At 40.1% G+C, this 15028-nt stretch carries 19 protein-coding genes and 1 pseudogene; 12 read left to right on the top strand and 8 right to left on the bottom strand.

Translation table 11 applies throughout. The annotated features are described in order from the left end of the window. Positions 1 to 103: 103 nt before the first annotated feature. The 12 genes and pseudogenes from AACM45_RS17605 to AACM45_RS17550 all read left to right on the top strand — a co-directional run bounded on the left by AACM45_RS17605 (position 104) and on the right by AACM45_RS17550 (position 10076). Positions 104 to 1923, top strand: a pseudogene (locus AACM45_RS17605) (efflux RND transporter periplasmic adaptor subunit). A 318-nt stretch (positions 1924 to 2241) separates the two neighbouring features. Further along, positions 2242 to 3567: a site-specific integrase gene (locus tag AACM45_RS17600; protein ID WP_228378468.1), complete on the top strand. Its 1326-nt coding sequence runs from the start codon at positions 2242 to 2244 to the stop codon at positions 3565 to 3567. A 427-nt stretch (positions 3568 to 3994) separates the two neighbouring features. After that, positions 3995 to 4387, top strand: a complete 393-nt coding sequence (locus tag AACM45_RS17595) for a single-stranded DNA-binding protein (protein WP_123860968.1) — start codon at positions 3995 to 3997, stop codon at positions 4385 to 4387. 44 nt (positions 4388 to 4431) lie between these two features. Beyond that, on the top strand, positions 4432 to 5505 hold the full coding sequence (locus AACM45_RS17590; protein WP_123860967.1) for a DUF932 domain-containing protein: 1074 nt from the start codon (positions 4432 to 4434) through the stop codon (positions 5503 to 5505). 58 nt (positions 5506 to 5563) lie between these two features. Then, positions 5564 to 5941, top strand: coding sequence for a hypothetical protein (locus tag AACM45_RS17585; RefSeq protein WP_232520466.1), 378 nt, complete (start codon positions 5564 to 5566; stop codon positions 5939 to 5941). Positions 5942 to 5958: 17 nt separating this feature from the next. Then, positions 5959 to 6297: a molybdenum ABC transporter ATP-binding protein gene (locus tag AACM45_RS17580; protein WP_339144280.1), complete on the top strand. Its 339-nt coding sequence runs from the start codon at positions 5959 to 5961 to the stop codon at positions 6295 to 6297. 14 nt (positions 6298 to 6311) lie between these two features. Next, entirely contained in the window at positions 6312 to 6506 is a 195-nt protein-coding gene (locus AACM45_RS17575) for a hypothetical protein (RefSeq protein ID WP_123860965.1), read from the top strand. 12 nt (positions 6507 to 6518) lie between these two features. Beyond that, on the top strand, positions 6519 to 7121 hold the full coding sequence (locus tag AACM45_RS17570; protein ID WP_123860964.1) for a PRTRC system protein E: 603 nt from the start codon (positions 6519 to 6521) through the stop codon (positions 7119 to 7121). Between the two features lie 27 nt (positions 7122 to 7148). Continuing rightward, on the top strand, positions 7149 to 7367 hold the full coding sequence (locus AACM45_RS17565; protein WP_002978317.1) for a PRTRC system protein C: 219 nt from the start codon (positions 7149 to 7151) through the stop codon (positions 7365 to 7367). A gap of 17 nt (positions 7368 to 7384) precedes the next feature. Further along, positions 7385 to 8551 carry a hypothetical protein gene (locus AACM45_RS17560; protein ID WP_130914202.1) on the top strand — a complete coding sequence of 389 codons (1167 nt, stop codon included), beginning with the start codon at positions 7385 to 7387 and terminating at the stop codon, positions 8549 to 8551. After that, positions 8548 to 9270, top strand: coding sequence for a PRTRC system protein B (locus AACM45_RS17555; protein ID WP_123860962.1), 723 nt, complete (start codon positions 8548 to 8550; stop codon positions 9268 to 9270). Before AACM45_RS17560 ends, AACM45_RS17555 begins: the two co-directional genes overlap by 4 nt. Beyond that, positions 9270 to 10076 (top strand): PRTRC system ThiF family protein, encoded by an 807-nt coding sequence (locus tag AACM45_RS17550; RefSeq protein WP_055133019.1) that lies wholly within the window; start codon positions 9270 to 9272, stop codon positions 10074 to 10076. Before AACM45_RS17555 ends, AACM45_RS17550 begins: the two co-directional genes overlap by 1 nt. Before the next feature lie 242 nt (positions 10077 to 10318). Here AACM45_RS17550 and AACM45_RS17545 read toward each other — a convergent pair whose 3' ends face one another. The 8 genes from AACM45_RS17545 to traN form a co-directional block, all read right to left on the bottom strand. After that, positions 10319 to 10804, bottom strand: a complete 486-nt coding sequence (locus AACM45_RS17545; protein ID WP_268224752.1) for a DNA-binding response regulator — start codon at positions 10802 to 10804, stop codon at positions 10319 to 10321. Between the two features lie 274 nt (positions 10805 to 11078). Further along, complete coding sequence (locus AACM45_RS17540) at positions 11079 to 11378, bottom strand: helix-turn-helix domain-containing protein (protein WP_066439707.1); 300 nt, start codon at positions 11376 to 11378, stop codon at positions 11079 to 11081. Beyond that, a complete protein-coding gene (locus AACM45_RS17535) occupies positions 11359 to 11670 on the bottom strand; it encodes a helix-turn-helix domain-containing protein (RefSeq protein WP_066439706.1) in 312 nt (103 codons plus the stop codon). Before AACM45_RS17535 ends, AACM45_RS17540 begins: the two co-directional genes overlap by 20 nt. A gap of 153 nt (positions 11671 to 11823) precedes the next feature. Then, positions 11824 to 12624: a TIGR02391 family protein gene (locus AACM45_RS17530; protein WP_066439705.1), complete on the bottom strand. Its 801-nt coding sequence runs from the start codon at positions 12622 to 12624 to the stop codon at positions 11824 to 11826. A 62-nt stretch (positions 12625 to 12686) separates the two neighbouring features. After that, the gene (locus AACM45_RS17525) at positions 12687 to 12968 is read right to left on the bottom strand and encodes a molybdenum ABC transporter permease (protein WP_066439704.1); all 282 of its coding nucleotides are present in this window, start codon (positions 12966 to 12968) and stop codon (positions 12687 to 12689) included. Between the two features lie 111 nt (positions 12969 to 13079). Continuing rightward, positions 13080 to 13529 carry a DUF3872 domain-containing protein gene (locus tag AACM45_RS17520; protein WP_066439702.1) on the bottom strand — a complete coding sequence of 150 codons (450 nt, stop codon included), beginning with the start codon at positions 13527 to 13529 and terminating at the stop codon, positions 13080 to 13082. A gap of 11 nt (positions 13530 to 13540) precedes the next feature. Then, the gene (locus AACM45_RS17515) at positions 13541 to 14101 is read right to left on the bottom strand and encodes a conjugal transfer protein TraO (protein ID WP_066439701.1); all 561 of its coding nucleotides are present in this window, start codon (positions 14099 to 14101) and stop codon (positions 13541 to 13543) included. 21 nt (positions 14102 to 14122) lie between these two features. Beyond that, positions 14123 to 15016, bottom strand: coding sequence for a conjugative transposon protein TraN (gene traN, locus AACM45_RS17510; RefSeq protein WP_066439697.1), 894 nt, complete (start codon positions 15014 to 15016; stop codon positions 14123 to 14125). Between the last annotated feature and the right edge of the window lie 12 nt (positions 15017 to 15028).

Genomic DNA, 15028 nt, shown 5'->3' with positions numbered 1-15028 from the left:
ATCATACTTTTAATAGTACATACGCTCATTGTACTGGTTTTGAAAAATATTAGTGAATCCATATAAATTTTTAAGAAACAATAACATTTCAATTTTCAATATCATGAACAAGAACATCATTTACATTGCAGTGGCTGCGTTAGCGGTCGGTTTATTGGGGGGATATTTTATTTTCTCAAATGCTGAGGCCGATCAATTGGCCATAAAAGATCTTTCGGATATGTCCGATAGCCATGACCATTCCGGAGAATCCGAGAATCAGATGTGGACCTGCTCCATGCACCCACAGATCATGCAACCCGAACCGGGAGACTGCCCAATCTGCGGTATGGATCTCATTCCCGCTGAAACCGGAGGAGAAGGGCTGGGCCAAACGAAATAAGGATGACGGACAACGCCTTGGCATTAGCCAATATACGGGCCTCTACCGTTGGTACAGGTGGTTCGGATGGGAGTTCACTTAAGCTCTCAGGAAAGATTCGCGAGAACGAAGAAGCCAATGCTACCCAAGCTACATATTTTGCGGGTCGCATTGAACGGCTAAATGTGAATTATACCGGAGAGAACGTTGCCAAGGGCAAACTTTTGGCAACCATCTATTCCCCAGAATTGGTAAGCGCACAACAAGAGCTGTTGACGGCCGCATCCATGAAGGAATCGCAACCGGCATTATACAATGCCGTTCGCAATAAATTAAAATTATGGAAGCTTTCTGACAATCAAATAGATAAGATAGAAGAAGTGGGCAAAGTGCAGGAAAACTTTCCAGTCTATGCCACAGTTTCAGGAACGATTACCGATATCATGGTTGAAGAAGGAGATTATGTAAAACAAGGGCAGCCTTTGTACAAAATTGCCAACTTAAATTCCGTTTGGGCGGTATTCGATGCCTATGAAAATCAGATAGCATCGTTGAAGGAGGGTCAGGAGGTCAAGATAACGACGAATGTCTATCCCAATGAAGAATTTACGGCTAAAATATCCTTTGTAGACCCGTTACTTAATTCTTCTACAAGAACGGTTATGGTAAGGGCAATACTTAACAATAAGGATAATCTCTTGAAGCCGGGTATGTTCGTGGAAGGTACAATCAAAGCTGCCGAAATGCCAATGGATAACGCGGTTATTGTCCCCGCTAGCGCCGTGATGTGGACGGGGGAACGGTCGGTGGTCTATGTAAAGACCAATCCCAATGAGCCTGTCTTCGAAATGCGCGAAGTTGCCCTTGGAAATACCAATGGCGATACCTATACCATAATCAGCGGGCTTGAAAACGGGGATCAAATTGTGACCAACGGAACATTTAGTGTTGATGCGGCCGCACAGTTACAGGGTAAAAAATCGATGATGAACGCAGAAGGAGGCAAAACCATGACCGGGCATGAGGGTCATTTGGGTATGCAGGAAGGAGATAAAATGGAACCCTCAACAAGTACGGGCACCGACCATTCTAATATGAAAAAAAGGATTAAAGTATCAAGTGAGTTTCAAGGTCAGTTGAAGCAGATTTTCGAAGCCTATATAGATGTTAAGGATGCCTTGGTAAACGATGATGGCGCGGCCGCACAAAAAGAAGCAAAACAAATGGAAGAAAGTTTGGCCAAAGTCGATATGAAGTTGCTAAAAGACAAAGAGGCACATGATCATTGGATGACCATTCAAAAAGAGCTCAAAGCATCGTCCAATGCAATGGCCAGCACTTCGGATGTCAAGGGGCAAAGAGACCACTTTAAACATTTATCGGCCCACATGATCAGCGGTGTTCAGCTTTTTGGAGTCAATCAAAAAGTGTACAACAGCTTTTGCCCGATGGCAGATAGCAATAAGGGAGCCAATTGGCTAAGCCTGGAAAAGGAGATTCGAAACCCATATTATGGAGAAGCGATGATGACCTGTGGAGAGGTAAAAGCTACTTTGGAATAATTAATTTCCGTAAAAGGCGGATGTGGCCAATAGGTACTAAGTTCCGCTTTTTTTAAATAAAAAGATTAGTAAAAAGCAAAAATAAGCAAAACGATTAAACCCGTTGCTATACAATGCTTTATAAAACAGTAGTCTTAGTTTGGAACTCGGTGTCTGATAGGTTTTGGGCTTGAAAACACAAGGTTAGGTTACTAATTCGTTACCGATTGATAAAGGTAACTACATAGCTTAACTGTTTATATTTCAGTCTTTTGCACCCTTTTTTACATTCCCTTGTAACTCAATGTAATTTAATTTTAAACATTAAACATTTGAGTTATGGAACAGACAAAAAAGTCCACGTTCAAACTGCTTTTCTACCTGAAAAAGAACGAACTGAAAAAGAACGGTAATGCACCGATTATGGCACGTATTACCATTGATGGAACAGCTAAAACTTTGGGAACAAAGTTAGAAATTAACCCGAAAAATTGGGATTTAAAATACGGAAGAGTTGAGGGCAAGAGTGCCACCGCTTTGAACATTAACCAAAAGCTGGATAACGTACGGGGTCGTATCGACAAGATTTACGAAGATATGCTGAAGCACGAGGGTTTTGCGACCGCACAGAAAGTAAAGCTCTCGTTTTTGGGTGTTGGTGTAATGGACGATGCCGTACTAAAAGTCTTTAAAGACCAAAATGAAGACTTTGAAAAAATGGTCGCTAAGGGAAAACGCTCTCAAAGCACGTATAGCAAATACAACACTGTTTACAACCATCTTAGCGAATTTATAAGGGAGCGTTACCATCGGGACGATATGGCTTTCCGGGAACTCACTTCTGATTTTATTCGTGAGTTTGATTTCTTTCTTCGCATTGATAAGGAATGTACCCATAATACGGTTTGGGTTTACACAATGCCAGTTATTGCTTTGGCAGAATTGGCTATTAAAAAAGGCTTGATACGGGATAATCCTTTTGAGGATTATGAAATCAGTATGGAAGAAACCGACCGCAGCTACCTTTTAAAAGAGGATGTAGAAACCTTAATGCTCCTGAAACCATCTAAGCCTCGATATGAACTTGTAAAAGACCTTTTTATTTTCAGTTGCTTCACAGGGCTTTCTTACATAGACATTAAGAAACTGAAATGGAGCAATATCCAGTCTTTCTTTGATGGACACCAATGGATAATCAGCAGGAGAAAGAAATCAGATGTTGCCTCCAACGTCCGTCTTTTGGAAATCCCCAAACGCATCATTGAGAAATATCGTGGAGCTACAAGAAATGATTTTGTATTCCCAATGCCATCCAATGCGACTTGCAACACGCATATAGGTAAACTTATTGAGGAAGCGGGTATTGTTACAGAACAGAAAGTTACATTCCACACCGCCCGTCATACATTCGCCACAATGTTTTTGACCGAGGGTGTTCCGCTTGAAAGCCTTAGCAAAATGATGGGTCATAAGAATATTTCCACTACACAGATTTATGCTAAGATTACCAGCCAAAAAATCAGTAAGGATATGGATTTGGTTTCGCCTAAATTTAAGGCAATGGAAGATGCGTTTATTATTAAAATGGAACGGGAAGAAATAGCATTATTGAATGAACATACAAACGCAGATAAAATTTACAATACCGAAGAAATTATGGTTTAAAAATTAGTGCATTCTTTACTTATCAGATTGAAGCAGGATTTAACTATCCTGCTTTTTTTATGCCCTTACTTTTCGATTATTCCAACCTCTATTTCAGGCTCTCATAGCCTGGTCATTTATTCCATAAAAATTAGAACAGAATATTTCCACAATCAACCGGTAAAAAGGCAGCTAAGTTATAGCGGGCAGCCACCGCACACACCCACCAATAAAAAAAATGAATGAACGGTTTCCCCCTAAAGGAACCCCCATTAAATCATTTTTTTTCTTGGTTTTCGCTATTGCCCGCTTGGATTATCTGCTTTCTTTTTTCCGGTTTTTCTTTTGGAAAAAATTATGCGAAGCGAAGCGGAGCAAACCACAACAGGAAGCAGGAAACGAGAAAAGCGAACGTAACAAAATGTAAAACTTTTAAAACAGGACGATTATGAACATTATCGGAAGACTGACAAAAAATGCGGAAGTACGCACATTGTCGAACGAAAAACAGGTAGTAAACTTTTCAGTAGCGACCAATGAAAGCTACAAAAACAAGCAAGGTGAACGAATAGAGCAAACAACCTATTTCGATTGTGCCTATTGGATTTCTGCAAACGTGGCAAGCCTACTCACAAAAGGCACTTTGGTAGAACTCACAGGCAGAATAAGCACAAGGGCGTGGATAGGCAAAAACGGCGAAGCACATTCGGGGCTGAACTTTCATACCTCTCAAATCAAACTGCACGGAGGTAGTAAGAGAGCCGAAACCATACAGGCTACTGCACAAGCCGAGAACAACAGCTTTACTGCACAGGGAGCAGATGACGACCTCCCATTCTAACAACGAGTATTCAATCATTTTTTAAACATCAAATTTTAAGCATTATGGCACATAATATCAATTTCAACGAGAGAACAGGACGTTATTCATTTTTTAGCGTACAACAAAAAGCGTGGCACGGTTTAGGTCAAATCGTAGAACAATACCCGACAAGTGAGGAAGCAATCAAATACGCAGGGTTAGATTACGAAGTCGTAAAATCCCCACTATTTACCAAAGGTTCGGGCATTATCGAAACCACCAACGGCATAGAGATAGGCAGTAGCGAATTAGAAGTACCTAACTATTTCGCCAACATACGCACCGATAACAATGCAGTATTGGGCGTAGTCGGTAAGGATTACCATATCGTACAAAACCGTGAAGCCTTTAATTTCTTTGATGCCATTGTAGGCGGTGGCGAGGGCATTCTGTACGAAACCGCAGGAGCGTTAGGCAACGGAGAACGTGTTTTTATCACAGCCAAATTGCCCGACTATATCCGTGTAGGCAATGGCGATGATGTTACGGAAAAGTACATTTTCCTAACCACTTCGCACGATGGTAGCGGAAGTATCACAGCCGCATTTACGCCTATCCGTATTGTATGCCAAAACACGCTGAATGCTTCGTTACGCAGTATGACCAATGTAGTCCGTATCAAGCACACTTCGGGAGCAAAACAACGTATCGAGAACGCTCACAAGATTATGGGACTTGCCAACACATTGAGCAACCAATTAGAGGGCATTTTCAACGAATGGGCAAAAGTAAAGGTAACAGACCGAGAAGTAAGAAAGCTAATACAGTTGGCACTTTGCCCAAATAAGGAAACGCTTGACCTAATCAAAAAAGGTGCGGAAGATGAAATTTCCACCGTGTTCAAAAATGTCGTTGAGGATGCTTTTGCGTATGCTATGATAAGCGACACCCAACAAATGGACACTACCAAAGGTACGTTGTTCGGAGCGTACAATTCTGTGACAGGCTACTATCAGAATGTAAGGAGTTACAAGAATGACGAAGCCAAGTTGCAGAGCATTGTATTGGGTGGTACTGCCCAACTCAAATCGCAGAAAGCATTTGAACTATGTACTGCATTTGCTCTGGACGGTGCGGAAATCCTAAACCTTAATTAGATAACCACAGGCTACCGCCTTAATCGGTGGTAGCCTATTATAAACAACAGCTATGACAATGGAAACCTATAAAGCAACGCTGAAACACGACACAGGCAAAGTAACGCTGACAGTAGTATCACTTAGCGGAAAGCAGAGAGCAATACAGCAGATAACAGCCGTAGAGGGTTGTCCCGAATGTGCCATTGTGGATATAGTAAAGATTGATAACGATACAAAACAGCAGAATATGAAAGCAAAAACCATAGACGAAGCCAAAAGTATGGCTAAAGAAAAAAGCCTTGAAACGCAATACAGGGATGAAGCTATATACATCATCTATTGCAACAGAACAGAGTATTTCTATGTAGATATCGACAGCCTAATACGGCTTTGGGAACGGCTTATAGGCTACTATGAAAATGGAAAATACACCGATGCTGAAACTAATTCATAACACTTAAAGCAGATACAATGGAAACGACAGCAATAGCCACAAAGTTTGTACGCTACGATGTTCCCGAATTGGAAACCCTGCAAAATGCAAAGGTTTACCTACTAAGGGAAAAACTGAACAAAAGCGACAAGTTGAGCCGAGCAGAAAAAAATTGGCTTGCGGAAGCAGTAAACCGAAATGCCTACTTCAAAAGAGCCGTACCCCTTATGGGTTATCGCTTCGGGTTTGAGGATATTTTGAAAACCTATGTAGTGAAGCAGTACGGCAGTTGGGCAGAATACGACGCCCCCGACAAAACAAGCCTTAGAAGTATTGTTTACGGCAGGATTGACCAAATAGCGGAAATCACTAAATAAGAATTAGAACAGGTATGAAAATAACGGATTTGAACGGTTACGAAATTGAAGTAACCGACCTAAAAGAAGCTATCTGTATTGCCAAACGAAATACAGGGTATAGCCACGAGGACAAAAGTTTTTCAGACTTCGATAAAAGGCAAAATGCCTATTGGATGGACATATACGAGAAACTAAAAGCAATCAAAAAACGGTTAAACAACAATTAAAATCAAAGAACGATGAACACAAATTTTTTCAATCAGATACAGCAGTTGGACTTTACAGGAGTATTGCAACTGAACATTTCAAAAGGAATAGAAAGCAACCTAATCGTAACAGTATTGCTCAATAACGAACAATGCGGAGATAGTGCCAAAAACCTTATTCCCCCATTGACATTTAACGCCACACCCCAAGAGTTTGACGAGGGATTTTTTGAACAGATTACCACACCTATACAAAAGGTATCGGGCTTAATGGTGGATATGGAAAAATTCTTAAAGCAATTGGAAGAAGTTAAAAAGCAATCGGCAATCGAGAAAGAAAAAGCAGAAAAGGAGAAAAAGGAAAAAGAAGCCAAAGACAAGAAATTTAAAGATGCTATGGTAAAGGCTGACGAGTTGGAGAAAGAGGGCAAGTTCCGCGAAGCGTGGATGAAAGTACCCGATATAACGGAGTTTCCCGAAAAAGCGGACGAGATACGCAAACGCAAAACTTCATTGTCCGACAAGTTCGCAACACCGAGCCTTTTCGGAGCAATGGAAGAAGCTACACCCGAACCGCCAAAGGTGGAAGAAGTTACTGCCGATTATCCTATTGATGAAGCGGACGAGGAAGAATAAAAGTGTTAACCCCAAAATTAGAAAGTTATGTTATTAGCAACGCAATTAGAACGAGTTTTCATACTCAAAGACAAAGGACAGGACATCAGACTGACCGACCCAGAGCCACGTTGGAGCGTGGAAGCCGTAATGAATTTTTACGCCAATATGTACCCGATTTTGACAACGGCAAAAGCATCTGCACCACAGATAAAAGACGATGCGGTAGAGTACAAATTTGAGAGCGTAATGGGTACGAAAGGTTAAACCAAAATTTTAAAACGATGAATTATGCAACGCAACATCATATCGGGAACAATCAATATACCCGAACAGAAACGACAACAGCAGTTACACCGACAGTTGGGCGAGTTCGCAAATTGGCTACAAAGACCAAAGGACGCAAACCAAGTGCAGAAAGACAAGCAGAAATCCGTACCGATAGCAATGCTACCAATGGTATTCTAAAGTGTACGTTTCTGCCTAAACTGAAAACAGCACAATCCGTACAGGCTTGTCAGAAAACGGAGAGGGATTTTTACAAGTCCCTTTCCCGACTTGCCGAGCATTACAGCATTGAACCGATGCAAACCCATGATTTTGAGTTTCCATACAATGTAGTATTATCTATGTGGGATATGGAAACCAAAGTAAAACGTACCAACATAAATTGGGACAGTTTCAAATTGGTACAGGATAGTAAGAAAACCTTTTTTGTAAGTGAGGAAAGGTATAATGTAGGTACAACCTTGTATTATATTCCTATTGCACCACTCTTTAAAATGCTCAAAGACCCGAAGCGTAAAAAGACCGCACAGCTACTTGTATCGGTATGCAGTTATCTGTACCATATTGCCGATGTGCCGTATTACAGGCAGGAAGACAGCTATTTGTATTGGTTGTATGAAACGCATAAAGATTGGGTAGAACAGGACGAGGAAACGGACGAAACAGAAACATATAGAAGTGAGTTGAGAAATGCCGAATATATTGGCGACAGGATAGAACAAAAGTTATTTAACCGAAGCAATCTAAAGATATTTGAACAGCGTTTGAACCGATTTAAAAGCCTTGACACGTTCGACAGGGAATGTTGGCAGGTAGCGTGTAATGCGTTTGCCCTTTGTACTGAATATCCGAAAGCAACTTTTTTTAGAAACGCACCATTGCCCGAAGAAGACCCTTATGACGATGATTACGAAACCGAAGCAATCGGAATGGAAAAGTACATTTCATTTATCGCAGATACCAAAGGTTGGCTATATGAAAGCCTTTCCGAAAGCATCAACAATGAGTTCAACGAATACGGAAAAATGGAAGAGCCGACCATTTGCAAAGCATTTGACGGCAGTAAAATAACACAAGGCAACCTTGATTTTGAAAATCGCCTGTTTGAATTGTTGGATGACCTTTCTTACTTATTATATAACTATAAAACAACAGAAAAATGAACACCGTAAACGACATAACCAAAGATTTCGGCACATTATACTATCCAAAATCCGCTTTGGTTTTCTATGAAACCAAAGGAACAGATACAGCAATGTACGTGGAGCATTTCGATATGGATAGCAACGGAACGCCTATCAATGCCCACCCATTGACCGTAAAAGAAGCCAACGTATTGGCAAAGGCGTTACAGACCGATGAAGAAAAGAACACAGCCTTTTTAAAGTCAAAGGGAATATTGCCTACAAACATTCTGCATATCAATCCAAATGCTGAAAAAGGTATAGTATTATGGTACACCAAAGCACAGCAAAGACAACTGTATTTTGTGGATAGTTTGGGCATATCCAACGGAATGGCACAAGTACCGCCAATGCTTTGGTTAGCGAGCAAAAGCAGTCTTACTGTATTTGCTTTGGCAAGCGACAGAAGACCCACCGAGAAAACGCCATTGCATTACGCACCTTTCTTCAATATCTACGAAAAGGGCAATGTATGTATGGGTACTGTTAGTATTGATATTAAAAATTCGGCTTCGGTTGAGGAATTTACACAGGCGTGGGAACATTATTTTTTTAATTCCTATTTCAGCCATTCATTATGCGAGAACCTCACGAAAAAAAACATTGTAAACCTTTGGAAAGACCTTATCAATACTGATAAACCTTTTCCGAAAGAAGTATTAAAAAAGAATAACAAAACCCTTAAAAATCTATTGTGATGAATACAGCAAAAACAGCAATCCATTTTACGGACAATTATCTGCTCAATCCGACAAACCCAATTTCGGTAAACCTTATCGGGGCAGGTGGCACAGGCTCAAAAGTATTGACCGCTTTAATGGAAATAAACGAGAGCTTGATAGCGTTGGGACACGCAGGGTTGCAAGTCCGCCTTTGGGATGATGATGTTATCACGAGTGCCAATTTAGGCAGACAGCGTTTTTTTGAAAGTGAAACAGGATTGTACAAATCGGTTGCATTGATAAACCGTATCAATCGTTGCATCGGTACAAATTGGAAAGCCGAAACGGTAAAATTTGAAAAGGACAAGTTTGGCAGAATACCCGAAAAAGCAAGGGCAATCATTACTATTACTTGTGTGGACAATGTACAGGCGAGGTTTGGCGTTGCTGAAATTCTTAAAGAAATAAGTTACCGCAGACACTACCAAGATGAGCCGAAATATTGGTTGGATTTTGGCAACAGCCAAGATACAGGACAAGTGCTACTATCTACTATCGGAGAGATAAAGCAACCCAATTCAGAGAAATACCAAACGGTGGCAAGCCTGCCATTTGTTACCGATGAATTTGGCGAATTGCTGAAGCAATCCGAACAAGAGGATAACACGCCAAGTTGCTCACTTGCCGAAGCGTTGGAACACCAGGACTTGTTTATCAATTCCTCATTAACCCAAATGGGTTGTTCTTTGCTGTGGAACTTATTTCGCAGGGGAATGACTGAATACAAAGGATTTTTTCACAATCTGAAAGATTTCCGCACCCACCCGATAAAAGTCGCCTGACCCGAAAAGTCGGGCGGCAAAAAGACAGATCCTCCCGATGGTCGGGACAGTCTTTTTGCATCAAATCGGTGCAACCCCTTTGTCAAAATGCACCGCTACACAATTTCCTTTCTCTACCTTTTACCAAACAGGTTGCGACATTATTGTGTGGGATATTCATTATCCCAATGATTAGGTATGCAATGACTTCTTTTCTTTTCACATAAGCGACCAAAGAAAAGAAGCAAAAGAACGCCGCTTGATTAGAACAGATATTTTATACTATTATAATCGGAACGTAACTTATTACTGAAATATTCCTGTGCAATTTCCGCTACTCCCACACTAAAATATCTACCGCCATTGGTAACAACATCAATAGCTTTTTTAAAATCGTCCGTATCGCTACCAATGAGCAAATAACCTGTAAAACCAATTTCCAAAAGAGGTTTTACGGCTTTTTCTGCATCAATATCATTATGTGCAATCAGGTTAATGGTTGGATATTGTGTTCTCAATTCTTGAAGCTGTGCCAGCACATTCTTATTGTAAAAATCAAGGTCAATAATACAAATGTTGGGAAGTGTTTTTAATGCTGGTAATTGAGATAGTCCGTCTTCAATGTTTTCAGAACGGAACAATACTTCAATTCCTGAAGCAACGAGGTCGTTGCAGGTCAAATCCAAAATCGGGCTTTTATCATTGATAAAGGCGAGGGCAATTTTTTGTTGTGCTGTACCAGTTTCCATATCATTACTTTTTTGAGTTGATGTAGCCCTGCACAAAAAAAAGAAGCGCAGGCAACCACACTTACCGATACTGAGGCACTGGTACGCCTTAATCCCCGAATAAGCGAGCGCCCACGCCTATGACGTGAGCGTTCTTACTTATTGTCTTGGGGATACAAAAAATTACCAGTTTTCAGTACCAAGACCTAAAGCAAAAACACTTTAAGTATTGTTATATTTTACATAGCAAATATACTAAAGTCCTTCCGTTGAAACATAGTCAGAACCAAATTAATTAGAAGCAATGTCTGTCATTGGTTATATAGTTCTGTTCTAAGACGGTCAGAATATCCGTTTCCTTATAAATAATCTTACCCCCAATTTGTATATACGGCAGGATATTATCGTCACGGTATTGCTGTAAAGTCCGTTTACTGATATGTAACAGCCTACACACATCTTCGCCCGACAAGTATATTTCTCCGTTCATTACAGGACGGTAATTTTTTAATATTTCTTCAATACGGTTTCTCAACTGCATTATCATTTCCTGATGGGCGATGATTTCTTCCGTTTCATTCGTCAGTAAATCCATTGTCGTTGGTATTGTACGGCTGTCCGGCTTCGAGTAAAGCCTGTACGTCCGAGCGTTTATAATAATTCTTGCGGTTCAGTTTGGAATATGGTAATAAGCCTTTGTCCTTGTAGGTCTGCAAAGTCCGTTTGGTAATGTTCATCATCAAACACACTTCCTGGTTATCGAGCCATTGCTCCTCTTTGAAAATCGGGGTATATTTTCGTGTGGCATTTTCGGTCATTTCCAAAAGTTCCCTTAGGTCATTCTTCATTCCGTCCAATGCGGTTTTTTGTATTGCAATAACTTCCATTGTTTGCTCATTTTTTCTGTGGAAGTCGAATTTATAAAGGCTTATTGCAGGATTGGGAAAGGTTGCATTGATTGGCGTTGAAAGGCAGTGTTTGGCTTTTTACTTTTGCCATAAACGAAAAATCGGATAACCTTTTGAGCTATCCGATTTTTTTTATTTAAGCCCCGTTTTATAAGTGTTATCAAGTTTGTTGTGAATAATTGTTGCTACAACCAAAACTTCTGTCATTTGTGAAAGTTGGGTATCTTCCAATATTTTGGGGTTGTGTGCTTTTGGATTTCTGTACATAGAAAAAAATCCTTTGCAGAAATTTCCAAAACCTTTGTGTTCACTTTCTTCGCTTTGATTTTTCAGAGTATTGAAAGCAAGCATAGGTCTTTTGTCCTTTCCCAACGCAAAACAATCATCAACTAAATCTGCTCCGTCTGAAGTATAGCCACTTTTTTGCCTAAGCCTCTCTGCTACACTTTTCGTAATTTCAAGTATAGCGTGAAAATAATTTTCCTTTAACCATTCAGCTTCACAATAAGGCAAAATTTCTGAATGAACTCCAATTCCGTGTACTTTTTCTTTGATTTTTAGTGACCTGCTTTTTGCTTCCGAAATAGTTTTCGCCTTATCAACTTGTCGGGGCTGTCCACTTTTATCAATTTCTATCCCTTCATAAACAAGTTTCTCATTGATAGTTGTTCTATCTTTTTCAAATTCATCTTCGGAATTATATCTTTTAGGATTTAATAATCTAACAACAAATGCCAATACATTATTTCCACATCTGTCTTGTGCTTGTCTTTCTTTTAAAGCATAAAACAATCTGTCTGTTTTATTTGTGCCATATTGAGATTGAGAAATACCAGCACCTGATAAATGTTCTGTAATTTTCGTATGTGTCAGTATATTTGATATAATATCAGATATATTTCGTAGGGTTATGTCATCAAAGGATTTTGTCATTTTATAATTTTCCTCTTTATTATGAATACTAAATCATATAATCTAAATTTCCATAAAAATACTTATTTCGAGTTAGGTATCTCCACTTGTTGCTTCTCTTTGTCCTTTTTCATTTGGCTATAAGTCCATATACAGACAATACCGAGAATTATCAAAGCGTATGCAATCCATTTGCCGACACGTTCTATAAAACGGGTAAATACAGATGCTTCAAAACTCGAAAATCCCTCTGCACCCATACCATTACGCCTATAAAATTTCCTGCGGTTTATCCAATAAATAAGCACTATCGCAATAACGATAACAATAATACCAAACACCAATTGAGCCGTAACTGTATCCATACCCGTTAAGATTATAATTCAAGTAAATTTAAACAAAAAACAACGTACACCGAAAGCTGAAAAGCAATAAACCGACCTGTAACAGTCGGTTTTGCTTTTATATAAGTAGCATTAATCACTACTGTTGAACTGAAAGCTCAACTGCTTTTCGTTACCGAAGTTATCGGAAATCCAAACCTCAAAGGATTGTGATACGGTAGATGCCGAAGTGTAATACAACCGGAACTGCTCCGTTGGCAACGAATACAAATCGTTTGGCAAATACGGTGGTTCGTCATAATACCGCAATGTGCCTTGACCGTCAAATTGAAAGTAGCGGAGAAAATATTGCGTGTTGCTGTAATTGCCTGTTCGCTGTATGGTAATCCGTATCTCTACGGTCTGCCCACTGGCAATATCTTTGGGTACAGGCATTACTTTGACCTCAAAAGGGAAATCGTTCTGTATTTCGAGTTCATCGTCTTTGCTACAAGATACCAACGTAACCGAAGCCGTGAGGATTGCCAAGAGTATATATATTGAGCTTAATCCTATCCTGAATTTATTGAATATTGCTATCATCATTTTACATTTTAAAAATTAAACCTTAATCCCACGCCTGCGGACGGTCGGAATTGTTCCAAGTCTGTACCCCACAAAACCTTTGTACGCCCTTGCAGGACTAACACAAAACGGTCGGACAGGTACGTTTCAAATGTGAGCCGTCCGCCTGCTCCGTAAACAAAATTGTCTTCGCTCAGTATCTTCGCTCCGTCATACAACATTGCTTCGCCACGGTTGATGCTTTCGTAACCGACTACGCCTGTTATTCCAAAGTTCAGCGTGATGTTCTTACGAACATCGCCCAACAGGAAGAAACTGTAACCGCCCTCTGCGGTATAAGTTTCCTGCGGTATGCGGAGGTCTTTATAATCGTGGTATTGGTGTGTATATTCCAACGCCCAAAGCTGGTAGTTACCATTTTTGCCGTTTACGGTCATTGCTACATTGATGTAATAATCGTTACCGATTTTATCATCGGACAGCACACCCGTACTCACTTCCAATCCTTTCTGTTTAGGTAACATTCTTTGTGCCTGTGTGACCGTGATGGCCATAAAGATGAGCATCACGGTATAGATATACTTTTTCATATTATTTACTTTAAAAGGTTATTAAAATTTCAGGTGCATATCGTTAATCAAACGAGCTTTGATTAAGTCGGAATTTTCTATCTGGAGTGTCTGATGCCTGCCACCGTTTTTCTCGAAAATCTCAATAAGTAGTACCTTGTCATCGGCAATGGTAAATTGGTCTAACAGGAACACGTTTTGCTCGGTCGTTTTTCCGCCAATCTCATCCAATGGTTTGTAAGTCCTAAGCGGTATCATCGGGCGTTCCTGCACTACGGTACGTTTGGCTACCTTTTTATCCACCACTTTGAAATTCACAAAATCAATCTGAAACGGCACATTGGTACGGTTTCTCAATTCCGTATGGAAATAGTATTTGCCGTTGTGTATGTAGATACCTTTGAGGATAAACTGAATACCGAAACTCTTAGCCCCGATATGCTTTACAATACGTTTGTCCTTTTTGTAAATGGTTTCCAAAAGCAAGCCTGCCAATGATGGCGAATTGTTGCCCAATTCTTCAAAAAGCACATCGTTTCCGTTGGCTTTATCAACCGCCTTTTGCATTGTCAAGAGGTCATAGCTCAACGCTTCGGGATAGGGACTGTAATACACATTGAAACTGTAAAAACGCCCGTCATTTGTGATAACTGAAAAATTGGTTTCCGCTTCAAATTCCCTTACCGATGCTTTTACACGCAATACATTTTCCGCATCTTCCGCTTTTCCAGCAATCAGGTATTCGCTTCCCAAATCCACATAACGGATGGCGGTCGGAAAAATAAGATGTGAAGTTTTATCGTAGGTAACTTCCATTCTATACGGTTCTATCTTGCCTAATGCAAGCGGAGTTTTTGCACTATCCTGTGCGTAAGATTGTACGGCAAAGCCGAGTATCAGGGCAAATGCCCAAAAGGTTTTTAAATGATTTTTCATTGTTTAAATTAT

It is taken from the genome of Croceitalea sp. MTPC5 (assembly GCF_036985505.1).
GTDB lineage: Bacteria > Bacteroidota > Bacteroidia > Flavobacteriales > Flavobacteriaceae > Croceitalea.
The sequence above is the reverse complement of the archived record's forward strand: the minus strand, read 5'-3'. Positions and strand labels throughout refer to the sequence as shown.